The sequence below is a fragment of the Candidatus Contendobacter odensis Run_B_J11 genome (assembly GCF_000531125.1).
Taxonomy (GTDB): Bacteria; Pseudomonadota; Gammaproteobacteria; order Competibacterales; family Competibacteraceae; genus Contendibacter; species Contendibacter odensensis.
Window position 1 is genome coordinate 69,933 of sequence record NZ_CBTK010000298.1, and the last position, 21,412, is coordinate 91,344.

Sequence of the window (21,412 nt, forward strand, 5' to 3'; positions counted from 1 at the left end):
GATCCATCCCTGCTTATTCCAAGAATAAAGATTCTATTTAGCTGATTTATTAACAGCATCCGCTGTGATGAATCGTTATACTTTCTCCGGCATGATTGAAGAATGATGCTCAGAAATCAACCATTTATCTCCGACCCGATGGTAGATAAATGTGTACCGCGCCCTCACTTCAGCAGGCTTGCCATCTTTGAACAGGCTGAATGTGTAAATACCAGAGTCAATAGCAACATCATCGAATACTCGGATATTGCGCTCGTTGATGGTGCCGCGAGGCTTGAGCTGAAGAAAGTTTTCAAAATAGGCTTTTCTTTCCGCTTGATTATGCCGCACTTTGTTGGAAACGGTGGGCAGAAGAATGGCGTCATCCGCGTAGTTCTTCAATACTTCGTCAGGATTGTCGGTTTGCAATGACGCATTCCAGCGATCAAACAGTTGGGCGATTTCCTGCTCCTGACTTTCCGGCATGGCCGACGAATGGTGTTCGACAATCAGCCATTTGTCACCAATTTTGCGATAGGCAAAGGTATAGCGTGCCCTGACCTCAACTGGAGCGCCATCCTTAACGATGCTGAAGGTATAGATGCCGGAATCAATCGCTACATCGCCACAGACATGAATATTGCGCTCATTGATGCGACCAACCGGTTTGAGCTGAAGAAAATGGACAAAGTAATCCTTTCTCTCTGCCTGATTATGTCGAACCTTATTGGAAACAGTGGGCAACAGAATCGCGTCATCTGCGTAATTCTTCAGGACCAGCCCTTTCAAGGTGTAAAAATACAACATTGAAAATCAATAAGTTGAATTTAACCTTGAACCCTCTTCTTAGCCAAACCCAATGTTAGGCTGAGTCGGGTAACAGAGAATCAGCCAGTTACGTCAACCATCAACTGAGCACCTTGAAAGGGCTGTTCTTCAGGACTTCATCGGGATTGCCGGTTTGCAACGATGCATTCCAGCGATCAAAGAGTTGTGCCACTTCCTGCTCAGTGATGCTTTTTGCTGGTTTGGCGACCAGCGTTAATGCTGGAACTGAAGCAGGTTGGACGCTGGGCGCTGGAGCAGCAGTCTGATAACCCTTGATACACCTATTATATCCTGAAGAATAATAATGGCATCGCAGGCCATAAAAAACCGGCGAATTCGCCGGCTTATGTTAAGGCCGCTTCTCTTGCTCCTACCCTTGAATCTTGGTCCCAATACCGGCGTCGGTGAATAATTCTACCAGTACCGCGTGTTCAATCCGGCCATCAATAATGTGCGCCGCCTTGACTCCACCGCGCACTGCATCCAGCGCGCAGGCGATTTTCGGCAACATTCCGCCGTGGATGGTGCCGTTGTCGATCAATGCCTGCACCTGCCGGGCGTCGAGGCCGGTGAGCAGAGCGCCCTGTTGGTCCAGTACGCCCGTCGTGTCGGTCAGCAGAATCAGCTTTTCGGCACGCAGCACTTCAGCGATTTTGCCGGCCACCAGATCGGCATTGATGTTGTAGGACTGCCCATCCGGGCCGACCCCAATGGGCGCGATCACCGGAATGAAATTGCCGCCGGTCAAGGTCTCGATGATGGATTTATCAATGCTGGCAACTTCGCCGACGTGGCCGATGTCGATGATTTCCGGCACCTTCAAATCCGGCCCCTGATGAGTAATGGTTAGCTTGCGGGCGTGAATCAGATCACCATCCTTGCCGGTCAAACCCACTGCGCAGCCGCCTTGACGATTGATATTATTTACAATTTCCTTATTGACCAGCCCGCCCAGCACCATCTCCACCACATCCATGGTCTCGCTGTCGGTGACCCGCATTCCATCCACGAAGCGGCTTTCCTTGCCAATCCGCTTGAGCAGTTGGCTGATTTGCGGCCCGCCGCCATGCACCACCACTGGATTGAAGCCGACCAGCTTCATCAGCACGATGTCACGGGCAAAGCTGCTTTTCAGGTGCTCATTTTCCATGGCGTTACCGCCGTACTTGACTACAAGGGTCTTGCCGGAGAAACGGCGGATGTAGGGCAGTGATTCAGTCAGAACGTGCGCCACTTGAGTAGCGGCCTGGGCGTCAAGAGCCATAGCGTCAGTCAACCTTGAGATGAGAAATGGGCAAAAAGAGTCAGAACGGCAAGATTAAATCCGGTTGCAAGGCCAGTAATTGTTGGCGGAATCGATCCTGAATATCGCTCATACCATCCGCATGATCGGCTTCAAAGCGCAGCGTCAGGCTGGGCGTGGTGTTGGAGGCGCGCACCAGGCCCCAGCCGTGGGGGAATTCCACCCGCAATCCGTCCAGGGCGATGATCTGGGCGTCCGCGCCGAATTCGGCATGCGCCGCCAACCGCTTCATAAAGATGAACGGCTCGCCTTCGGCCATCTCCACTCGCAATTCCGGCGTGGTCAGGCCGGTGGGATAGGCGGCAAAGAATTCGGCGCTGGATACACCGCAGCGCGTCAGCAGATTCAACAGTCGAGCGGCGGCATAAAAAGCGTCGTCAAAGCCGAACCAGTCATCGGCATGGACGAAGTGACCGGTGAGTTCGCCACCCAGCAATGCGCCGATTTCGCGCATTTTGGCCTTGATCAGCGAATGGCCGGTTTTCCACAGAACGGGATGCCCGCCACAGCGTTCGATCAATCGGGTCAGGTGTTGCGAGCATTTGATGTCGTACACCACCGCCGCACCGGGATGCCGGCTCAGCACTTCTTCAGCCAGCGGCATCAGAACGCGATCCGGCCAGATGATTTCGCCGGTGTTGCTGACGACGCCCAGCCGGTCAGCGTCACCATCGAAAGCCAGACCAATATCGGCGCGATGCTCCAGCACCGCCGCCTGTAAATCGGCCAGATTTTCCGGGATGCTGGGATCGGGATGATGGTTTGGAAAGCGTCCGTCCACTTCGCAATAGAGTTCGACGACTTCACAACCCAGCGCCCGCAGCAGGGTTGGCGCGGTTTTAGCGGCAATGGCGTTGCCGCAATCCACCACCACCTTGCAGGGTTTCGGCAGGCGCAGGGCGCTGGTCATCCGCTGGATGTAGTCGGCGCGAACCTGATCGGCGTACCGCTCACCGCCCTGACCGTGGCGCAGATCACCGGTTTCGATGCGGCGGCGCAGGTCGTGGATGACTTCGCCGTGCAGGGCGATCTTGTCGATGACAATTTTCAGCCCGTTGTATTGCGGCGGATTGTGGCTGCCGGTGACTATCACCCCGGCATGGCTGGAACCGAGGGTGTGGGTGGCGTAATACAGCAGGGGCGTGGAGACCGCGCCCAAGTCCAATACTTCCAGCCCGGCAGCGCGAATGCCCGCTTTGAGCGCATCGGCCAATACCGGACTGGACAGCCGCCCGTCACGACCCACGATCACCTGAGTCTCACCGCGCTCGGCAGCGAGACTGCCGACTGCCTGGCCGATGTCGCGCACCACTTCGGGGGTCAGGTCGCGGTCCACCACGCCACGGATGTCGTATTCACGGAAGATGGATTTTTTCATACCGGCGTCAGTGCCGCCCGGAATGGCCGAAACCGCCGGCTCCGCGCTCACTGGGGGTGAATTCGGGGACGATGCTGAACGTGGCTCGCACCACCGGCACGATCACCAGTTGGGCGATGCGCTCGCCGACCGCGAGAGTGAACGGCGTTTGTCCCCGGTTCCAGCACGACACCAGTAGTTCGCCCTGATAGTCGCTGTCGATGAGTCCGACCAGATTGCCCAGCACGATGCCGTGTTTGTGACCGAGACCAGAACGTGGCAGCACCATCGCCGCCAATTCGGGGTCGCTGAGGTGAATCGCCAATCCGGTGGAGATCAGATGGGTTTCGCCCGGCTGTACGGTCAGCGGTTCCGCCAGACAGGCGCGCAGATCCAGTCCCGCCGATCCGGCGGTGGCGTAGTCGGGCAGAGGCAGGTCACGACCCAGCCGAGGATCGAGGATTTTGAGTTCAATGGTTTGGGAGGTCACGATGCACTGGATTCTTGGGGTGGATTTTCTGTTTTCGATCCCGATTTTGCGATAACGACCGGATCAGGTGATATTGTCATTCAATTGTTAGGCTTAATCAAAACTCGCTAGGCGATGCCTTGCTAATCTGCGGGAGTGGAACCATGAAGCGCTGGAATCGGATTACTGTAAATGTAGCGATGATGAACGGCCAGCCGTGTGTGCGCGGTATGCGTCTGACCGTGCGACGGGTGCTGAAAGCGCTGACGGTCTATCCCGATTGGAATGATTTGCGGCGGGAATATCCTGAACTGGAACCGGAGGATATCCGGCAGTGCCTCGACTTCGCGGCGCAGAGCCTGGATGTCGAAATTTTTGAACTGGACGCCGCATGATCCGGGTTCTGCTCGATCAGGGGTTGCCGCGAGGGGCTGTTCCACGGTTGCGCGAAGCCGGATGGGATGCGGTTCATGTGGGTGAAATCGGCATGAGTCGCGCCAGCGATGGCGAGATTCTCGATTACGCGAGGTGTGCGGATCGAGTAGGAATCACGCTTGATGCTGATTTTCATACGCTGCTGGTTTTGGGATCTAAAACATCGCCATCAGTGGTGCGGATTCGGATTGAAGGTTTGCAAGCCGTAGCCATGGCGGAACTATTGCTACGGATCTGGCCCCGGATTGAATCGGCTGTCCGGGAAGGCGCGCTGGTTACTGTGACTGAGCGCCATGTCCGGATCAGACGGCTAACCGTGGATTCCCACAAGCCCTGAAAAATAACTACCGCTCTCCCCTGCACAGCCGATACCGTTCCGCGATCAGCGCGATCAACTGCTGCCCCAGCAGCGTCTTGTCGGCCAGCGGCAATCCTTTTTCTCCGCCTTCCCACAACACATGCAGTTCATTCTGTTCGCTCTCAAAGCCACTGCCGGCTACGCCTACCCGGTTAGCGGCAATCAGATCCAGATTTTTACGGCGGCGTTTGTCTTCGGCGTAGTGCAAAACATCGTGGGTTTCGGCGGCGAAACCGACTGTGAAGGGCCGGTGCGAGCGCAGCGCAGCGACCTCCGCCAGAATATCCGGGTTGCGCACCAGTTCCAATTGGAGCGTATCCTGGGTTTTCTTGATCTTCTGTTCCGCGAGGTGGGCAGCGCGGTAATCGGCGACGGCGGCGGTGGCGATGAAAATATCCGCTTGCCGCGCCCGTTTCATCACTACCTCGTGCATCTCGACCGCGCTTTCGACATTAACCCGCTCGATACCGACTGGAGTTTTCAAGCTCACTGGGCCACAGACCAGCACCACCTGCGCGCCCGCCGCTGCCGCCGCTTCGGCCACAGCGAAGCCCATCCGCCCGGTGCTGCGGTTGCTGATAAACCGCACCGGATCGAGCGCCTCACGAGTTGGACCGGCGGTGATCAGCACCGTCAACCCTTGCAGGTCATGGGATGTGAGCAGCCTGATCGGTGGATTTGTGGTCGCAGGTTCAGATTGCATTTCCGCCCTGCGGTCGTTCTCACCGAGTAGTTCAACGACGAGATTGCGCAGTTCCAACGCCTCCAGCATTCGCCCGGCGCCGATTTCGCCGCAGGCCTGCTCGCCGACGCCCGGCCCCCAGATTTTCACCCCGCGCCGTGCCAGCAGCCGGCAATTGTCCTGAGTTGCGGGATTTTGCCACATCAGCCGATTCATCGCCGGGGCGACGGCGATGGGTTGGTCGGTAGCCAGACAGAGGGCGCTGAGCAGATCATTGGCCATGCCGTGCGCCAAGCGGGCGATGAAATCGGCGGTGGCGGGAGCGATGAGAATCAAATCGGCCCAGCGCGCCAGTTCGATGTGGCCCATGCCGGCCTCGGCGTTGGCATCCAGCATTTCGGTGCGCACCGCCCGACCAGAAACCGCCTGAAAGGTCAGCGGGGCGACGAAGGTAGTCGCCGCCGGAGTCATAACGACTTGCACCTCGGCGCCGGCCTCACTCAAGCGGCGGGTCAGATCGGCGCTCTTGTAGGCGGCGATGCCACCGGTGACGCCCAGCAGGATGCGTTTCTTGGCCAGAGGTTGCAGCATGGTGTTGTCCGCGAGGGTAGGGGATTCGCGGCAAGGTTAACGCAGCTTGAGCGACTGCGAAAGCGGGAGGATAGGCAGGAAATGCGGCTGATAAAAAGGACGTCCGAACCGTGCATCGAGATGACACGGCCGGACGCCATTGTCCGCGACGGCGGCCCCCGTTAGCCGCCCGGATTCGCGCTGCTTCCGAACCGCTTGGGCTGGTGAGCACAAATCCTTGAGTTTCCGAAAAGCAATTCCGTTGCCATCTTATTCAATATATTGTTTTTATTTATATTAATACTTTTAAGTAGTGCGGGGGCGGGGGCGAGAGCCGGGTGATTCGCCTCATGCTGGTGCTTTGGATCAGCCGATTGCTTCACAACGGGGCGTATTGGGGATTATCGCGAAAAAGACCGGGGCACGCCGAAGTCGCTATGATGCTTCGCACTACATAAACCACTAAAGGAAAGCCCGATGTCCATTCGCGACTGGCCTGATGATGAGCGCCCACGAGAGAAATTGATTGAACGAGGAGCGTCCGCTCTATCCGATGCCGAACTGCTGGCGATCTTTCTGCGGGTCGGCGTGCGCGGGCGCAGCGCGGTAGACCTCGCCCGCGACATGCTCAAGCAGCACGGCAATCTGCGTACCTTGTTGGGACTGGATCAGGCGGCATTCTGTGCGACCCATGGGATGGGGATGGCCAAGTATGTGCAGTTGCAGGCGGTGCTGGAACTGGCGCGCCGCCATTTGGAAGAGACTTTGCAGCGCGGCGACGCCATTCAGAGTGCATCCGACACCCGCCGCTATCTGATGACCCGGATGCGTGACCACGCCCATGAAGTGTTTGCCTGCTTATTTTTGGATAACAAGCATCGGGTGATTCAGTACGAAGAACTGTTCCAGGGCACCATTGACAGTTCTTCAGTGCATCCGCGCCAAGTGGTGAAGCGGGCGCTCTACCACAATGCCGCCGCCGCCATCGTGGCGCACAATCACCCGTCCGGGATCGCCGAACCCAGCCGCGCCGACGAATTGATCACGGTACGGCTGAAGGACGCGCTGGCGCTGGTGGATGTTCGCCTGCTGGATCATATCGTGGTGGGCGACGGGCAAACGGTGTCGCTGGCCGAGCGCGGAGTGCTGTAGCGGTTGCAATGTGGACGCTGCGCTATTTACTGGTGTCACCCACCACCCGACTGGCGGCCAACAGCATCACCTTGGACAGTCGGGTACGCTGGTCAGCCGTGAGCTTGGTCTTATTCGCCAGCATCAACCCACGGGTGCAGATGGTATCCACCGTGGTATCAAACCCCCATTTTTTCTCAGCGACAGTCACGTTTTCGAAGGTGTAAACAGCGCTGCCGTCCGGCAATTTGTCGTTCAGATCCCAGTCCTTGACCGGCACCAGCCGGAAATCCTTGGGATTTTCCAGCACTACCTGCATTTCAGTAGATTTAGCCATCGGCCGCTGCACCACCATCACCGCCTGGATCTTGCTCGCCTTCCCGCTGCTCTTGATTTGCAGCAACGCCTCGGCACCATCCACGAAAGCCGGGGCCGTATTCTGGAATTTCGGCTCCAGCACGGTCATGTACTCCCAAGTCACCGCAACTCCACTGTTCGGCGATTGCACCGCGATCAGACGGCCTTTGCCCTGTTGCAAATCGCTGTCATCCCGAATGTCGCTGTCCTTGCCGGTCACGATGAACACGCACTCTTTACCGATTTCCCCCAAATTGATGAACTGGTCGGCGAAGCCAGGATGATCCTTGAGGTAGTATTTCAGGGCATCGGCCTGGGTCAAACCCACATTCACCGGACTCTTGGGATCATCGAGCCGGTTAAGATTTTCGAGCGAACCGGCGCTGGTCAACACCTGCGTGGGCTGATCCTGCTCAGCCAGTACGCTTTTCAGCCGTTCGCCGATGGTGTTGTAACCGCCGCCGCTCTTGCCGGTGCTGACGACAATGGGCGGATCGGCGGCCTGCGCCAGAGCGGTGGCAAGTACGAATGAATAAAGCCATGCCGATTTGAAGTTCATCTCAAGTCTCCCTGCTACCCAGTGGTTCAATAGAGTTTAGCCGCGCCGGGCGGTCGCGTCTTGAAGCGCTTGTAGGTCCATAAATATTGTGCGGGCAACGTGCGAACCGCCCTTTCTATGCCCCGGTTCATCGCTGCCACCGACGCTTCCAATGACACGGCGGCGGTCACTTCCGGCAACCGCCGCAGATGCAGCGCGAAGCCTCGGCCCAGCGGCAACCGTTCCGCCCAGGTCAGGAATACCGGGACTCCGGTTTTCAGCGCCAGCCGTGACACCAAGGTCATGGTACTGGCGGTGATGCCAAAAAATGGTGCGAATAAGCTGTTGCTATCCCCAGCACCGCCGGGTTCCTGATCGGGCAGAATGCCCAGCACTTCACCCTTGCGCAGCGCCATCAACAAAGCACGTACTCCGCTGGCGTCGGTGGCGACTACCGCGCCACCGAGTCGCCCACGCCCGTAGCGGCTGAGTGCATCAAGTTCCAGCCGACTGGGGCGGTAGAGAATGGTCAGCGGATAGCGGCTGGAATAATACAGACCGGCCATTTCCCAAGCGCCTAAGTGTGGCGTGATCAGGATCGCTCCCTGCTTCTGGCGCACGGCGGCGGTCAATGCTTCCTCGCCAGTGACCGCACCTTGAACCAGACCTAAAACCCGCTCGCCGCGCCACAGCCACAACGGCCCCAGTTCCAGCATCAGCTTGCCGGTTTCCCGCAAATTCCGGCGCAACAAGCGCTTGCGGTCGGCGGCGGGCAGTTCAGGAAACGCCAAGGCCAGGTTGCGGTCGGCGATTCGGCGCAAATCGTTGGGAAACCACCCCAGCAGCCCGCCGAGCATTGCGCCGATGACATGTGCCCAAGACAGTGGCAGCAGGGCGGTCAGACGTAACAGGCCGGTGAGCCAAGCCTGCCGGCTCATGGCAGCAGTGGATTGTCCGGATCCGCTTCTAATTCAAACTTCGGTTTGGGCGGGTTGCCGTCGTAAACCAGATTGCGCCGCATTTGCAAATAGGCGCTGCGCCGGAACGAGTAGGGATCAATCTGGGCATCGGCGAAGGCCCGCTCGACCCGCAACAGTCCAGCCCGCCGGTTGATGAGATCCAGCCCCCACAGACTCCAGGTAACCGCTTCAGAATCCGTCGCCCAGGTAATGGGATTGGCGTAGAAATTTCCGACCAGCCCAAAGGCATCGCGCACCGTACTCGATCCCAGCAACGGCAGTACCAAGTAATAACCCTCGCCGATTCCCCAATAACCCAGGGTCTGGCCGAAATCTTCATCGTGCTTGGGCAATTCCATCCGGCTGGCGACATCGAACAGGCCGGCTACGCCGAAGGTGGTATTAAACACAATCCGGCTGCTGTCCATCGCGGCTTGATGGAGTTTGAATTGCAGCAGATCGTTGATTAGAACTACTACATCGTTAATATTACTAAAAAAATTTCCAACACTGGCAATAACCGGATCAGGCAGGATCGCCTGATAGACTTGAGCAGCCGGCTTGAAAATCGCTTTGTCCACCGCATCGTTGAACGCAAACATGGCGCGGTTATAACTTTCCAAAGAGTCAGAGTCATCGTGCGCCGGTTCGCTCGTCGAGGCGCAACCGACCAACAAAGCGGCGACGGCAGTCGTCAAAAAACAGCGGCAGAACGTATTCATAAGGCTCAGACTGGAAAGGCAGTGGCGAAATTGCCTGGACAGATTCTACTCTAGAAATAGCTTCGAGGATTAGCCATGCCCATGACGGAGTGATGACCGCGCAATCCATCGCCCACCGTCGAATCCCGATGATCCGTTCCGGGGCGCGGCTATAATGCAAACACTCTGTTTTACCTTTCCCCATCTGGGAATGAGGATGATCCATGCACTTCTTCCATTCCAGTGATTTGTTGCAATGTCTGGAACAGCTCAACCGGGTTGGCATCGCGCTATCCAAAGAACGGGATACCCCGAAGTTACTGGAAACTATCCTGATTGCGGCCAAGAGCTTGCTGAACGCTGACGGCGGTACCTTGTACCGACTGAATGAGGCTACTCAGCAACTCCATTTTGAGGTCTTGCGCAACGACTCGCTCCAGCTTTACATGGGTGGCACTACCGGCACGGCGATCCCGTTTCCGCCAATCCCGCTGTACGATGAGACCGGCCAGCCCAAAACCGGCATGGTCGTGACCTATGCGGTGCTGCACGACACGACGGTGGTGATTGACGACGCTTACGCCGACCAGAATTTCGATTTTTCGGGAACCCGGCGGTTCGACCAAAAGACCGGCTATCGCTCCCGCTCCTTTCTGACCGTGCCGATGAAGAATCACGAAGACCAGATCATCGGCGTATTCCAGTTGATCAATGCCCTCGATCCTGAAAGCGGAAAAGTCCGAACCTTCTCGCCGGCTGACCGGCAACTGGCGGAATCGCTGGCTTCCCAAGCGGCTATCGCTTTAACCAACCATCACTTGATCAGCCAGCTCCAGATCTTGTTCGAGGCGCTGATTGAACTGATCAACACCGCTATTGATCACAAATCGCCCTACACCGGCGCCCACTGTCAGCGGGTACCGGTTTTGACCATGATGATCGCCGAGGCGGCCCGCCACTCCGAACGGGGCCGGCTGAAGGACTTTCATCCCACGCCTGATGATCTGTACGAACTGAAGATCGCGGGGCTGCTGCACGACTGCGGTAAGATCGCCACCCCAGTGCATGTAGTGGACAAGGCCACCAAGCTGGAAACCCTGTTCGACCGCATCCACCAGGTTGATACCCGCTTTGAAGTGCTCAAGCGCGATGCCGAGATTGACTGCCTCAAAGCCAAGTTGGCCGCTGTCGAACGTGGAGACAGCGCGGCGCTTCCCGAATTGGAACAGCGCTTTCACGACCGGCTGGCTGCATTGAACGAGGCTCGCGAGCATTTACGCCGTTGCAATACCGGCGGTGAATTCATGTCGCCTGAGGCGCAGGAGCGGGTCCGGCAGATCGCGGCTTACCACTGGATTGGCCCGGAGGGTCAGGAATGCGATTTTTTGTCCGAGGACGAGGTTGCCAATCTCTGTATTGCCAAGGGAACGCTGAATCCGAACGAGCGCACCGTGATCGAGGAGCATGTGGCGCTGACCATGCAGATGCTGAAGACGCTGCCTTGGCCCAAAAACCTGCGTGGTGTACCCGAGTACGCCGGCAGCCATCACGAAAAGCTGGACGGCGGCGGTTATCATCGCGGCCTGTGCGGGCCGGAGTTGACTACGCAAGCCCGGATTATTTGTCTGGCTGACGTGTTTGAAGCCCTGACCGCCCGCGACCGACCTTACAAGCCTGGCAAACCGCTCAGCGAAGTCCTCAATATTCTGGGTCGGATGGTGCGGGATCAGCAACTCGATCCTGATCTGTTCGATGTGTTCGTCCGCAATGGTATCTGGCTGGATTATGCCCGGCAGTACTTGCAGCCGGAGCAAATGGACGCGGTAGACCTTAACCGGATTCCCGGTTACACCCCGTAATCGCCCCGTCCAGCCAGCGGCCAACGGTCTCCACAGGATATCCGACATGCAAATTTACAAGAGCGGTCCCGCCTTGGGCGACATGACCGACAAGTTCCGGCAAATTCCGTTTCTGAAAGCGTTTGGCGACCGCTATCTCCACGAGATTTTGAACGCCAGCCGCATGATCATCTATGAACCCGACGAGCTGATTATTCCCGAAGGCGCGTTCGGAGACCGGTTATATGTGCTGATCAGCGGCAAGGTGCGCGTGGTCAAGCAAAAGAATCCAGTGGCCTCGCTGGATCAAGTCGGTGATTTATTCGGTGAACTCTCGGCGCTGGGCGATGAAACTCGTACCGCCTCGGTGTTCGCTACGGCAACCACCTGGTGTCTGGAATTCAACCCCGGCGCTCTACAAAAGCTGCCGGCAGTGGATCGGGATGCCTGTCACGCCTTGTTATACCGGTATATCGCCGAAGTTGTTGCCCAGCGCTTGAAGAAAACGACGGATGAATTGGTGTTGGCCGCGCGGGAACTGGAAGTCACCCGCCGCAAATTGGCCGAATTGCGGCGGGATTCCGGGCGGGAATCCTGGGATGACGAACTGGATCTGGCGATCAATCAACTGCGACGCACCAAGGAAAAACTGGCACTGCTGGGACGTGCGTCCGAGGCCATGCCCACGCAACCCGAGATTCGGCTGGAGTTACCTTGATGGTTATGCGCTATTTGCCTTCAGGATTTTCGCCAGTGGCGCTGTTGAGCGCTCTGCTGTGGTGGTCACCAGCATCGGCGACCAAGCCGGTTCCCGACGAGTTCGTTGCGCCGTTGCAGGCGACTGCTGCCACCTCGATGCACGCACCGCCAAAAGGTGCTGGCCGGGTGCGCACGGTCAAAGATGACAAGATGGGAATGCCGGTGCTGCAAGCTCGAACCGCCCAGGAGGCGATTGCGGCTGCGGTTGCTCAGCATGCGGCGGGTTGTCGGATGCTGCGTTTCAGCAGCGACGGCTTCGGCTGGATCGTCACTGGGGCAGCGAACTACGCCGCAACCGAGAATCCGGTGGCCGTCCGGCGTGGCCGACAGGAGGCTCGCTTCAAGGCGTTTGTGGATGCCCGAACCCGGTTGGCGGAGTGCTTGCGGGGGTTGCCGTCGGAAACCCGACAGCAGATCAGCGAGCGTCTGGCACAGGATGATGCGATTCGGCTGGCGTTGATTAATCTCGCCGCCAACGATGAGGAGCGGCGGGAACAGGCGCTGCGGATTCTGGCGCGTGGTTTCGTGGCTTACGCGGTGAATGACGATTCAGCGACGGTCCGCGTTCATCTGGTCACCACGCCCAGAACCGCTACCCGGCTGACGCGCCCCACCGCCAACGCCGTTGAGGCCATTTCGTTGCCGGAAGGGCTGAACCAAATGCTGGCCGAAGCCGGGGGCGGATTGATTCCACCGGTGGGTAACCGGTTGATAGTGGTCAATGCCACCGGCGAACTGGCCCTAGTCGGCTATGCCATTAATCTCATCGGCGTGCATCCAGACCCGGCCGCCCAAAGTAAGCTGCGCACCGATGCCGAGAAAATTGCCACCCGCCACGCAACCGAGGCGCTCACCGGTTTGGCTACGGATGATGCAGTGGCCTGGCAAAGCGGACTGGATGAGGCCAGTCGGGATGAAATCCGCACTGCCGCCAATGGCTACGAGGACGGCGAACCCAGTGTGCGCCGCTTCGGGCAAATCCGCGATTTGATGATGGCTTCAATCAAGGATGATCCGGGATTCCAAACTGTGCGCGAGGGTAGCCTGCCGTCGGCAACGATGGTCAAGCGTTTCGGCAGCGATGAGACGGTGGCGGTGGTGGTGGTCTACACCCCGCCGGTCAAGAAGCGCGAAGTGATTCCGCCGGCCCAGCAACAACCGACCGCGCCCGCCACCGCACCGGCGAGTACCGCCCGCGCTTTACCCGCGCCGCTACCGGATGCACCCGCCGCGCCGGCCTCAGATACCCCGGCGATCCAGTCAACACCGATGGACAAGCCTTAACGCTGGCAGCGCGGACAGTAATATGTCGCCCGCTGACCGATCCGGCAACGCTGGATCGGTTCACCGCAGGCAGTGCAGGGTAGCGAGTAGCGGTCATAAACCCGCAGGGACTGCTGAAAATATCCGGGTTCGCCGTCACCGCCGATAAAATCCCGTAGCGTGGTCCCGCCCTGCTGGATCGCCGCGCTGAGAATCTCCCGAATGGCCGCTGTCAGCCGGGCATATTCGGCCAGCGTCACTTGGCCCGCCGGTCGCAACGGACTGATCCTGGCCGCGAACAGCGATTCATTGGCGTAAATGTTGCCGACCCCCACCACGATATGGTTATCCATCACCAAAGTTTTGACCGCAGACCTTCGGCCTTGCGCCTGCTGATGAAGATAGGTGCTGGAAAAGGCAGCATCGAACGGCTCCGGTCCCAGGGTCTGCAACAACGGATGGCGTTCTGGCGGCTCCGAGGTCCACAGCAGCGCACCGAATCGACGGCTGTCATTAAAACGCAGGCAGTGGCTGTTAGCGAATACCAAATCCACATGATCGTGCTTTTGCAGCGGAGTATGGTCCGGCAGGATGCGTAGCCGGCCCGTCATCCCGAGATGGAGGATTGCGGTACCGGCATCGGTGTGCAGCAACAGGTACTTGGCCCGTCGTTCGACCCGCAGGATCATCTGTCCCGGCAATTGTACCGCCAATTCCTCCGGAACCGGCCAGCGCAGCCGGGGTTGCCGCACCACCACCTGGGTCACGATCCGACCGGTCAGATACGGCGCGATGCCACGGCGAACGGTTTCGACCTCAGGCAATTCAGGCATTATTTACGCCTCGTGGCGGTCAACGCCGAGGGGTCGATGGGCGCCGCCAGGAAGCTGGCGGTGGCGCTGGTCAACAGTAAATAGAACCGGTCGGGACAGAGATAGACGGTGGCGCCGACTCGCAGGTAGCGCTGGCCGTCGGTCGGAGCCGTTGCGCCAAACTGGATGTTCTGGTCATTCAAGTGCAACTGCAACCGGGAGGGATCGAGGCCCAAGGGCTTTAGATCCAGATCGGTCGTCGCGTACCGCAGCGGGCAACGCGCTTCCGCCAATTGCAGGATTGAATGGATTAAAACCGGGTTGGCCGGGCCATTATCCGGGGCAGTCATCCACCAGAGATGATCGCGCTGCTCGAACGCCAAGGTGTCCCGTCCCGTTCGCTCGACCGCGATGTGTTCGACGTGCGCTGGCGTCAGATCCAGGAGAGGCGCAGTCAACACCGGGTTCTCCCGGCCCGGCTCGAACAGCGCCAGAGCCGCCAGACCCATGACCAGCCCCAGCAATCCCAGATTCAGCCAAACACGCTGGGTGAGTGCGTTCACAGCTAACGTCGCCGCCGGTAAAACCAGATGAGCCAACCACTGGTTAGCAATCCTCCCGGTAACCCGATCAGAAACACCGCTGCAATCAGCGCCAAGGCGCCTTCTGACAGATTCAGATTCGAGTCGGGAGCGGCTTTGGGAGAAATAAGCATCGGCGCATCGTCCAAAGTCAGCCAATGGACGATGTTGAGTCCCAATTCCAGATTCGCGCCATTGCCTAGATAGGTGTTCGACAGAAAATCACCATCACCGATGATGACGATCCGCTGCTCGTTCACCGCCAGCGGATCACCGGTGGCGGGTTGTACAGGCCGGGGCCGGAACAGTGCCACGCCGACCGTCAGTGGTCCGGCTCGTTCGGCGCTGTCCGGATCGAACTGCTGCGTACCGTCGAGTGGGCCGGTTTCAGTCCAGCTCCGGGATTGGCTTTCCAGCAATACGGTGGCCTTCCAGCCGATGGGCGGTTGAACCTCTAACGCGACCGCTTGCGGCAGCAGCGCGGGCAAATGCAGTGATTCGGTAATAGGATGCGGGCCATAGTCGGCGATGGGAATGAAAGCAGGGCTTTTAATGCCCAGAACCGGCGTACTCGCATCCACCACCGTTCCAGACAGCAGGGTCACGCCCAGCGCTGCCGCCAACGGTTGCAAGCCGGAAGGATCACCCGGTTCCAGCAACCACCACAGCGCACCACCCTGTTTTACATACTCCAGTATGGCTTCGACCTCGCCCGGTGGCAGCGGCGTTTGTGGCCCGGCAATGACCACTGCGGCAGTCGCAACGGGAACCCGCATTTCTACCGCCAGATTGAGCGGACGCGGCTGGATGCCGATTTTCTCCAGTTCCCGGATGAATGTCCCCAGATCGTAATTAGCGACGCCGAGCGGCTTGCGTTCGCCGTGACCGTCGAGGAAACGCACGATAGGCGTCCGCTGGCGACTCAAGCGTTGCAGAGCCTGGGTCAACGCCGGTTCGCCAAGTTGCCGGAGCTTTTCACCGCGCCCGCGATACTCCACATACAATTCGCCATCCAAGGTGATACCGAGTTCGCGCACCCGATCAGGTAGCAGGTCGGGATTGACGAAGTTCAGCATCAGATCGGGTTTGTAGCGCTGATAGCGGCTGATCAGCCGGGTAATCGCGTCGCGCAGGGCTGGATTGTCGCGGGCGTAGGCAGTGACGCGGATCGGTCCGTCCAGATGGGCCAGCAGCCTTTGGCTGGCCGGCGACAGGGTATTGCGACCGTTCGCGGTCCAGTCGGCCTGAATCGGGTAGCGGGTACTCAGCCAGGCCAGCAGGCCCATCACCACGGCGAACAGGAGCGAGAAAACCAGGCTTTGCCAGCCCAGCCGACGGCGCACCGAGCGATCAAGCCACATCGATCAGCCCCGCAAGCGAGCATAGTCCAGCCGGCGGATCGTCAGACCCAGGAACGCCGCACTGAACAGCAGGTAGTAAGCCAAATCCTGGCTCCTGAACAGACCGAGCAGCAGGGCATCTCCATGGCGCGGCAGCGACAAGTAAGCAAACAGTGGGCTAATTGCTCCCTGACTGACGCCGACCGCATCCACAATCCAGAACGCCAGCAACAGCCCAAAAGTTGCAGCCGCAGCGACTGCTGGTTGTGTGGTGAGGGCGGACAGATACAGACCGGCGGCGGCGAAACTGGCAGCAAGCAGACTCAGGTCCAGCACTCCAGCCGCCAGCTTGCCAAAATCGAGCGCCGCACCAGCCGCCAGCGTCAGCGGCATCAACGCGACCAATGCGACCAGCGTCAGCAGAAACAGCAGTACACCCAGATATTTGCCGAATACAATAGTGGAAATTCCTACCGGCGCTGAGAGTAGCAGGTCGAGAGTACCGGTCCGGCGCTCCTCGCTGAACAGGCGCATGGTCAGCAGTGGGGTCACCAGCAGCAAACCCCAAGCGGCCACCCGAAACAGCGGCGCTGCAACTCGATCAGTCACGCCCGGCGCATTTTCCAAACCGGCCAATCGCCCCTGTAAACCCTGGAAGTCACCCACCAGGATAATGAAAATCCACGCCAGCAACCCCTGCATCACCGCCAGCAAGGTCCAGGCCAGCGGTGATAAAAATAAACCGCGCAACTCACGGGCTGCGATGGTGAAGATCAAGCGACGGCCTCCTGTCCCAGCATCAGTTCGATGCAAATCTGTTCCAGCCCCGCAGCTTCCGGGGTCATTTCCCACAAATCCCAGCCACCCGCCTGAGCGTGCTTGATCAGCGCCTGGTGGGGCGCAGCGCCAACAGCATGATGAAGCCGGAACTGGCCGCCGCCGAGATCCTCGACTCGCATCACTGCGGGCAGTCTTGCCAGTTCTGTAGCCGGTGGTGGCGCGTTCAGTCCGATACGCAAGCGGCTGGATTGATGTTGCTGCTGGTGCAAGTCGGCCAGTGCGCCGTTGTAAACCAGTCGCCCACTTTGCATGATTTGGACCTGGTTACAGGTGGTCTGCACTTCCGCCAGCAGATGAGTGGATAAAATCACGCCACGATCCTGCCCCAGTTCGCGAATAAGATCGCGAATTTCCCGCCCCTGAATCGGGTCCAGACCCACCGTCGGTTCATCCAGAATCAGCACCGGTGGATCATGCAGCATGGCCTGGGCAATACCGACCCGTTGCCGGTAGCCCTTGGACAGGTTGCCGATCAGACGTCGGCTAACCTCCATCAGCCCACAGCGCTCCTTGCCTCGGGTCATCGCCTGACGGCTGGCTGCACGGTCGAGTCGGTGCAGGCGGGCGCTGTAGTGGAGTTGTTCATCCACCGTCAGTTCGCGATAGAGCGGCGGTTGCTCGGGCAGATAGCCAATAGCCTGTTTGGCCCGCTGTGGCTGATCCAGCAGGTCGGCGCCATTGATAATAATCCGCCCGGCGTCCGGTGCCAGAACGCCAGCCAACATTCGCAGGGTGGTGGATTTGCCTGCACCGTTGGGGCCGAGAAAGCCTAAGACCTGGCCGCGACTGAGCGTGAAGCTAACCGCATCAACCCCTCGATTCTCACCATAGCGGTGGCTCAATTCTTCCACCCGCAACACTATCTCGCCGGTCATGGCATTTTCGCCAAGCATTGAATTTTAGGGAACGGTATCATGGCGGCAGCGGTCAACCTAGACCCTCTATCCCATTCACTATTGAAATCATCATGGAAAAATCCCCTGATCAATCACTGCTCCCCGAGCATGAACCGGCGGAAGGACTCAATATCAACGAAAGCGAGGAGCCTCTGGTTCACTGGTTGCACATCGTCATTCGCTTCTGTGTGCGGATCTTGGCGGTGCTGATGACGCTGGTGATCATGTGGAGTGTTGCCGATGTGGCTTGGGTTATCTACCAGCGAGCCATAGCATCGCCTACCGTGGGATTGCTGAATGTTGATGATATTCTGGTTTCGTTCGGTGCGTTCATGGCGACGCTGATCGCCATCGAAATTTTCATGAACATCGTCCTGTATCTGCGCGACGACGTTTTGCATGTCAAGCTGGTGCTTGCTACAGCATTGATGGCTATCGCCCGCAAGGTAATTGTAATGGATTATAAGACGCTGGACCCCACTTATATCTGGGCGACGGCAGCAGTTATCTTCGCGCTCAGTATTGGCTATTGGTTGGTAGCGAAGAAATCTTAATCAATCTCAATCAGTTGTTTTGTCAATGAATTGGTTCTTCGAGGATTCTTGTGGATACCCTGCTGCCCGTCAAGTCGAAAATCTGAGAATAAAAACTCAGCCAAGGATTAAGAAATGCAGAACTAGAAAGCAATTGTAATTTCTCCGAAATAGCTTCCGGTAGCGTCTAAAATTGCTGGATGCCGAAGTGGGACGGATGAAAGAACGGGTTCTCGCTGGAGAAAAATCATCGTGCTGATTCACCCCGATACCGCTGCGGTTCTCGCTTACCTGCGCGAGTTGCAGGACCGGCTGACTGATGCGCTGGAAGCCGTCGATAGCGTCGCCCGGTTCCGGGAAGATGGCTGGGATCGCGGCGGCGAGCGTGGTTTGCATGGCGAGGGTCGCAGCCGGATTCTGCGCGACGGTGCGGTGTTCGAGCAGGCCGGGATCAATTTTTCCCACGTCAGCGGCGAGCGGTTGCCACCCTCCGCTACCGCGCAACGACCAGAACTGACGGGCTGCGGCTTTGAGGCCATGGGGGTATCGCTGGTAGTTCATCCCCACAACCCTTACGCGCCAACCTCACATGCCAATGTTCGCTTCTTCAGTGCGACGAAGGGCAGCGCCGAACGGGTCTGGTGGTTTGGCGGCGGCTTCGACCTGACGCCTTATTACGGTTTCGAGGAGGATTGTATCCATTGGCACTGCACCGCACGGGCGGCTTGTGAGCCGTTCGGGCCGGAAGTCCATCCACGTTTCAAACAGGATTGTGACAAGTACTTTTTTCTCAAGCATCGCCATGAACCGCGCGGCATCGGCGGGCTGTTTTTCGATGATCTCAACGCGGGAGGTTTTGATCGCTGCTTCGCCTTGATACGTAGCGTTGGCGACCATTTTTGGCCGGCTTATCAGCCCATCATCGAGCGACGTTCCCATTGCCTTTATGGCGAGCGCGAGCGGGAATTTCAGCTTTACCGGCGCGGGCGCTACGTCGAATTCAATCTGGTTTACGACCGGGGCACGCTGTTTGGCCTGCAATCCGGCGGACGCACCGAATCGATCCTGATGTCGCTGCCGCCCCGGGTGCGCTGGGAATACGATTGGCAACCCGAACCCGGCAGCCCGGAGGCGCGGCTGTATGACGTTTTTTTGAAGCCACGTGACTGGTTGACCGCAGACTCAGAGACTCTGAAATAAAGCGGCTATTCCCGTCAGCCCCGAACCCCTTCGCTCAAACCGGCAGCACCCGCGCAAACACGACCTTGAGATAATCCGTTTCGGGAATCGCCGGATGCACCGGATGATCCGGCCCCTGCCGACCCTGTTCCAGCACCGTCAGAGTGCGATCCAGATGCCGCGATCCTTGCAACAGGGTTTCCACCAGCGTCTCACGCGGGAGCAGTTGCGAGCAGGAGCAGGATACCAGCAACCCGTCGCGTTCCAGAACCTGCATCGCCATTTCGTTGATCCGCCGGTAAGCCAATGCGCCCTCCTTGAAATCCTTGCGCCGCTTGACGAACGCCGGTGGATCCACGATCACCACGTCGAAATGTTCACGGGCTTCACGCAACGCCTTCAGCACCTCGAAGGCATCGCCTTGACGGGTCTGCACCTGATCAGCGACCCCATTCAGCGCCGCGTTGGTCGCGGCCTGCGCCAGCGCCGCAGCGGAGGAATCCACGCACAGTACCTCACTGGCGCCATGCGCCGCTGCCCGAATTCCCCAGGCGCCGCTGTAGCTGAATACATCCAGTACCCGCCGATCCCGGACATAGCGATCCAGCCGGGCGCGATTATCGTGCTGATCGTAGAACCAGCCGGTTTTCTGCCCGGTGCGCGGCGCGATTTGAAAACGCAGGCCGTCTTCTTCGATCGCCACCGTTTCGGGAACCGTACCGGACGCCTCGGCGACATATCGTTCCAGACCTTCCAGTTCCCGCATCGCGCCGTCATTGCGCCAGAGTACCGCCGCCGGTTTTAGCACTTTTTGCAGGGCGGCCAGGATGTCGTCCTTGACTCGATCCATGCCGGCGGTGGTGATCTGCGCCACGCACAGATCGCCGTAGCGGTCCACCACCAGCCCCGGCAATCCATCGCCTTCCCCGTACACCAGCCGGTAGAACGGCTTTGGATACAGCCGCTGGCGCAGACTCAGCGCCACGTTCAGGCGATGCACCAGCAGCGAAAAATTGAGCGGATGGGCGGGATCGCGGCTGACCAGCCGGGCGCAGAGCAGGACGTTGGGATTGATGTAGCCAGTGCCCAGCGCCTTGCCGTTGCTGGCCTGAATTTCCACCGGCTGACCCGGTTGGAAATCGCGCAATGGCGTGGCGGTCACATCAATTTCGTTGCTGTAGACCCAGAGATGACCAGCGCGCAGGCGGCGGTCTTCATCCTTGCGCAGGCGCAGCGGGGCAAAATCGGCGGGGGAAACGGGAGCAGTGGACATGGGATAATCGTTTTCAGGAATGCAAATCATGGAATCGGCAGACAGCGGGGGAGATGGGAAGTTTTCCCGCCTATCGAACTGTCAGAATAGAATCGGTAGCTTACTCCAAACCGCGAGCCTTCCGCCCCATGCCCAAAATGCGCACCAGTTTTCAAGGTCTGGTTCGGTTGCTGGCGAACAGCCTGTATCCCGAACCTGATGTGTTTATCCGTGAACTGCTGCAAAACGCTCACGACAGTATCCAGTTACGTCAGATTGAACGGTCGGAACCGGCTGGCGAGATTCACATTGCCGTTGATGAGCGCAATCGCGCCCTGATTTTCACCGACAATGGCGTCGGCATGGATCGGCGGGACATTGAAGACTTCCTCAGCGTGATCGGCAGCACCGGCACCGGCAGCCGCGCTCGCGAACTGGCGGCGCGGGCGGTG

The 21,412-nt window shown here is 58.6% G+C and carries 23 protein-coding genes and 1 pseudogene; 9 read left to right on the plus strand and 15 right to left on the minus strand.

All coding sequences use genetic code 11. The annotated features are described in order from the left end of the window. Window positions 1-75: 75 nt before the first annotated feature. The 4 genes from BN874_RS25920 to dut all read right to left on the minus strand — a co-directional run bounded on the left by BN874_RS25920 (window position 76) and on the right by dut (window position 3,957). Window positions 76-786: an SgcJ/EcaC family oxidoreductase gene (locus BN874_RS25920; RefSeq protein WP_230314503.1), complete on the minus strand. Its 711-nt coding sequence runs from the start codon at window positions 784-786 to the stop codon at window positions 76-78. 391 nt (window positions 787-1,177) lie between these two features. Next, a complete protein-coding gene (gene argB, locus BN874_RS19960; RefSeq protein ID WP_034436288.1) occupies window positions 1,178-2,071 on the minus strand; it encodes an acetylglutamate kinase in 894 nt (297 codons plus the stop codon). A gap of 40 nt (window positions 2,072-2,111) precedes the next feature. After that, window positions 2,112-3,488 (minus strand): phosphomannomutase/phosphoglucomutase, encoded by a 1,377-nt coding sequence (locus tag BN874_RS19965; RefSeq protein WP_034436362.1) that lies wholly within the window; start codon window positions 3,486-3,488, stop codon window positions 2,112-2,114. 7 nt (window positions 3,489-3,495) lie between these two features. Further along, window positions 3,496-3,957 carry a dUTP diphosphatase gene (gene dut / locus BN874_RS19970; RefSeq protein ID WP_034436291.1) on the minus strand — a complete coding sequence of 154 codons (462 nt, stop codon included), beginning with the start codon at window positions 3,955-3,957 and terminating at the stop codon, window positions 3,496-3,498. 143 nt (window positions 3,958-4,100) lie between these two features. Between dut and BN874_RS19975 the strand changes: the two genes are divergently transcribed. Both BN874_RS19975 and BN874_RS19980 read left to right on the plus strand, forming a co-directional pair. Next, entirely contained in the window at window positions 4,101-4,331 is a 231-nt protein-coding gene (locus tag BN874_RS19975; protein WP_034436293.1) for a DUF433 domain-containing protein, read from the plus strand. After that, the gene (locus BN874_RS19980; RefSeq protein ID WP_320411488.1) at window positions 4,328-4,708 is read left to right on the plus strand and encodes a DUF5615 family PIN-like protein; all 381 of its coding nucleotides are present in this window, start codon (window positions 4,328-4,330) and stop codon (window positions 4,706-4,708) included. Before BN874_RS19975 ends, BN874_RS19980 begins: the two co-directional genes overlap by 4 nt. 7 nt (window positions 4,709-4,715) lie before the next feature. On the opposite strand, the gene coaBC is transcribed toward BN874_RS19980, so the two are convergent. Beyond that, entirely contained in the window at window positions 4,716-6,002 is a 1,287-nt protein-coding gene (gene coaBC / locus BN874_RS19985; RefSeq protein WP_034436295.1) for a bifunctional phosphopantothenoylcysteine decarboxylase/phosphopantothenate--cysteine ligase CoaBC, read from the minus strand. Window positions 6,003-6,458: 456 nt separating this feature from the next. On the opposite strand from coaBC, the gene radC reads away from it, so the two are divergent. Further along, window positions 6,459-7,133, plus strand: coding sequence for a RadC family protein (radC, locus tag BN874_RS19990; protein WP_034436298.1), 675 nt, complete (start codon window positions 6,459-6,461; stop codon window positions 7,131-7,133). Window positions 7,134-7,155: 22 nt separating this feature from the next. Here radC and BN874_RS19995 read toward each other — a convergent pair whose 3' ends face one another. The 4 genes from BN874_RS19995 to BN874_RS25230 are packed head-to-tail and all read right to left on the minus strand — an operon-like array spanning window position 7,156 to window position 9,893. Continuing rightward, window positions 7,156-8,028 carry a TAXI family TRAP transporter solute-binding subunit gene (locus BN874_RS19995; protein WP_034436299.1) on the minus strand — a complete coding sequence of 291 codons (873 nt, stop codon included), beginning with the start codon at window positions 8,026-8,028 and terminating at the stop codon, window positions 7,156-7,158. A 26-nt stretch (window positions 8,029-8,054) separates the two neighbouring features. Continuing rightward, complete coding sequence (locus BN874_RS20000; protein ID WP_034436301.1) at window positions 8,055-8,945, minus strand: lysophospholipid acyltransferase family protein; 891 nt, start codon at window positions 8,943-8,945, stop codon at window positions 8,055-8,057. Next, a complete protein-coding gene (locus BN874_RS20005) occupies window positions 8,942-9,688 on the minus strand; it encodes an MlaA family lipoprotein (RefSeq protein WP_034436302.1) in 747 nt (248 codons plus the stop codon). The genes BN874_RS20000 and BN874_RS20005 overlap by 4 nt, the downstream gene beginning before the upstream one ends. Then, the gene (locus BN874_RS25230; RefSeq protein WP_195912241.1) at window positions 9,600-9,893 is read right to left on the minus strand and encodes a hypothetical protein; all 294 of its coding nucleotides are present in this window, start codon (window positions 9,891-9,893) and stop codon (window positions 9,600-9,602) included. Before BN874_RS25230 ends, BN874_RS20005 begins: the two co-directional genes overlap by 89 nt. On the opposite strand from BN874_RS25230, the gene BN874_RS20010 reads away from it, so the two are divergent. The 3 genes from BN874_RS20010 to BN874_RS20020 are packed head-to-tail and all read left to right on the plus strand — an operon-like array spanning window position 9,892 to window position 13,548. After that, window positions 9,892-11,526 (plus strand): GAF and HD-GYP domain-containing protein, encoded by a 1,635-nt coding sequence (locus tag BN874_RS20010; protein WP_034436304.1) that lies wholly within the window; start codon window positions 9,892-9,894, stop codon window positions 11,524-11,526. The two genes, BN874_RS25230 and BN874_RS20010, sit on opposite strands and share 2 nt — an antisense overlap. A gap of 46 nt (window positions 11,527-11,572) precedes the next feature. Continuing rightward, window positions 11,573-12,223, plus strand: a complete 651-nt coding sequence (locus tag BN874_RS23000) for a cyclic nucleotide-binding domain-containing protein (RefSeq protein WP_051498122.1) — start codon at window positions 11,573-11,575, stop codon at window positions 12,221-12,223. Continuing rightward, the gene (locus BN874_RS20020) at window positions 12,223-13,548 is read left to right on the plus strand and encodes a hypothetical protein (RefSeq protein ID WP_034436306.1); all 1,326 of its coding nucleotides are present in this window, start codon (window positions 12,223-12,225) and stop codon (window positions 13,546-13,548) included. The genes BN874_RS23000 and BN874_RS20020 overlap by 1 nt, the downstream gene beginning before the upstream one ends. Here the strand turns inward: BN874_RS20020 and mutM are convergent. Genes mutM through BN874_RS20045 form a run of 5 tightly spaced genes read right to left on the minus strand, consistent with a single transcriptional unit; the run spans window position 13,545 to window position 17,975 of the window. After that, window positions 13,545-14,360 carry a bifunctional DNA-formamidopyrimidine glycosylase/DNA-(apurinic or apyrimidinic site) lyase gene (gene mutM, locus BN874_RS20025; RefSeq protein WP_034436307.1) on the minus strand — a complete coding sequence of 272 codons (816 nt, stop codon included), beginning with the start codon at window positions 14,358-14,360 and terminating at the stop codon, window positions 13,545-13,547. The genes BN874_RS20020 and mutM overlap by 4 nt on opposite strands. Continuing rightward, complete coding sequence (locus tag BN874_RS20030; protein WP_034436309.1) at window positions 14,360-14,902, minus strand: DUF4340 domain-containing protein; 543 nt, start codon at window positions 14,900-14,902, stop codon at window positions 14,360-14,362. The genes mutM and BN874_RS20030 overlap by 1 nt, the downstream gene beginning before the upstream one ends. A gap of 2 nt (window positions 14,903-14,904) precedes the next feature. Beyond that, entirely contained in the window at window positions 14,905-16,281 is a 1,377-nt protein-coding gene (locus tag BN874_RS20035; RefSeq protein ID WP_034436310.1) for a GldG family protein, read from the minus strand. A gap of 3 nt (window positions 16,282-16,284) precedes the next feature. Further along, complete coding sequence (locus BN874_RS20040) at window positions 16,285-17,037, minus strand: ABC transporter permease subunit (RefSeq protein ID WP_034436312.1); 753 nt, start codon at window positions 17,035-17,037, stop codon at window positions 16,285-16,287. Continuing rightward, complete coding sequence (locus tag BN874_RS20045; protein ID WP_034436314.1) at window positions 17,034-17,975, minus strand: ABC transporter ATP-binding protein; 942 nt, start codon at window positions 17,973-17,975, stop codon at window positions 17,034-17,036. Before BN874_RS20045 ends, BN874_RS20040 begins: the two co-directional genes overlap by 4 nt. A gap of 92 nt (window positions 17,976-18,067) precedes the next feature. Between BN874_RS20045 and BN874_RS20050 the strand changes: the two genes are divergently transcribed. Together BN874_RS20050 and hemF are read left to right on the plus strand one after the other, a co-directional pair. Next, window positions 18,068-18,550, plus strand: coding sequence for a phosphate-starvation-inducible PsiE family protein (locus BN874_RS20050; RefSeq protein ID WP_034436317.1), 483 nt, complete (start codon window positions 18,068-18,070; stop codon window positions 18,548-18,550). 234 nt (window positions 18,551-18,784) lie between these two features. Beyond that, entirely contained in the window at window positions 18,785-19,729 is a 945-nt protein-coding gene (hemF, locus tag BN874_RS20055) for an oxygen-dependent coproporphyrinogen oxidase (RefSeq protein WP_195912240.1), read from the plus strand. A 34-nt stretch (window positions 19,730-19,763) separates the two neighbouring features. Here hemF and BN874_RS20060 read toward each other — a convergent pair whose 3' ends face one another. After that, window positions 19,764-20,981: a class I SAM-dependent rRNA methyltransferase gene (locus BN874_RS20060; RefSeq protein WP_051498124.1), complete on the minus strand. Its 1,218-nt coding sequence runs from the start codon at window positions 20,979-20,981 to the stop codon at window positions 19,764-19,766. A 128-nt stretch (window positions 20,982-21,109) separates the two neighbouring features. Between BN874_RS20060 and BN874_RS20065 the strand changes: the two are divergent. Next, window positions 21,110-21,412: pseudogene (locus BN874_RS20065) on the plus strand (ATP-binding protein); the annotation flags it as partial.

Excerpts from the sequence above, each read along its gene's own strand:
- BN874_RS25920 (WP_230314503.1), bottom strand. The coding sequence starts at position 786 with ATGTTGTATTTTTACACCTTGAAAGGGCTGGTCCTGAAGAATTACGCA.
- argB (WP_034436288.1), bottom strand. The coding sequence starts at position 2,071 with ATGGCTCTTGACGCCCAGGCCGCTACTCAAGTGGCGCACGTTCTGACT.
- BN874_RS19965 (WP_034436362.1), bottom strand. The coding sequence starts at position 3,488 with ATGAAAAAATCCATCTTCCGTGAATACGACATCCGTGGCGTGGTGGAC.
- BN874_RS19975 (WP_034436293.1), top strand. The coding sequence starts at position 4,101 with ATGAAGCGCTGGAATCGGATTACTGTAAATGTAGCGATGATGAACGGC.
- BN874_RS19980 (WP_320411488.1), top strand. The coding sequence starts at position 4,328 with ATGATCCGGGTTCTGCTCGATCAGGGGTTGCCGCGAGGGGCTGTTCCA.
- coaBC (WP_034436295.1), bottom strand. The coding sequence starts at position 6,002 with ATGCTGCAACCTCTGGCCAAGAAACGCATCCTGCTGGGCGTCACCGGT.
- radC (WP_034436298.1), top strand. The coding sequence starts at position 6,459 with ATGTCCATTCGCGACTGGCCTGATGATGAGCGCCCACGAGAGAAATTG.
- BN874_RS19995 (WP_034436299.1), bottom strand. The coding sequence starts at position 8,028 with ATGAACTTCAAATCGGCATGGCTTTATTCATTCGTACTTGCCACCGCT.
- BN874_RS20000 (WP_034436301.1), bottom strand. The coding sequence starts at position 8,945 with ATGAGCCGGCAGGCTTGGCTCACCGGCCTGTTACGTCTGACCGCCCTG.
- BN874_RS20005 (WP_034436302.1), bottom strand. The coding sequence starts at position 9,688 with ATGAATACGTTCTGCCGCTGTTTTTTGACGACTGCCGTCGCCGCTTTG.
- BN874_RS20010 (WP_034436304.1), top strand. The coding sequence starts at position 9,892 with ATGCACTTCTTCCATTCCAGTGATTTGTTGCAATGTCTGGAACAGCTC.
- BN874_RS25230 (WP_195912241.1), bottom strand. The coding sequence starts at position 9,893 with ATGGATCATCCTCATTCCCAGATGGGGAAAGGTAAAACAGAGTGTTTG.
- BN874_RS23000 (WP_051498122.1), top strand. The coding sequence starts at position 11,573 with ATGCAAATTTACAAGAGCGGTCCCGCCTTGGGCGACATGACCGACAAG.
- BN874_RS20020 (WP_034436306.1), top strand. The coding sequence starts at position 12,223 with ATGGTTATGCGCTATTTGCCTTCAGGATTTTCGCCAGTGGCGCTGTTG.
- mutM (WP_034436307.1), bottom strand. The coding sequence starts at position 14,360 with ATGCCTGAATTGCCTGAGGTCGAAACCGTTCGCCGTGGCATCGCGCCG.
- BN874_RS20035 (WP_034436310.1), bottom strand. The coding sequence starts at position 16,281 with ATGTGGCTTGATCGCTCGGTGCGCCGTCGGCTGGGCTGGCAAAGCCTG.
- BN874_RS20045 (WP_034436314.1), bottom strand. The coding sequence starts at position 17,975 with ATGACCGGCGAGATAGTGTTGCGGGTGGAAGAATTGAGCCACCGCTAT.
- BN874_RS20050 (WP_034436317.1), top strand. The coding sequence starts at position 18,068 with ATGGAAAAATCCCCTGATCAATCACTGCTCCCCGAGCATGAACCGGCG.
- BN874_RS20060 (WP_051498124.1), bottom strand. The coding sequence starts at position 20,981 with ATGTCCACTGCTCCCGTTTCCCCCGCCGATTTTGCCCCGCTGCGCCTG.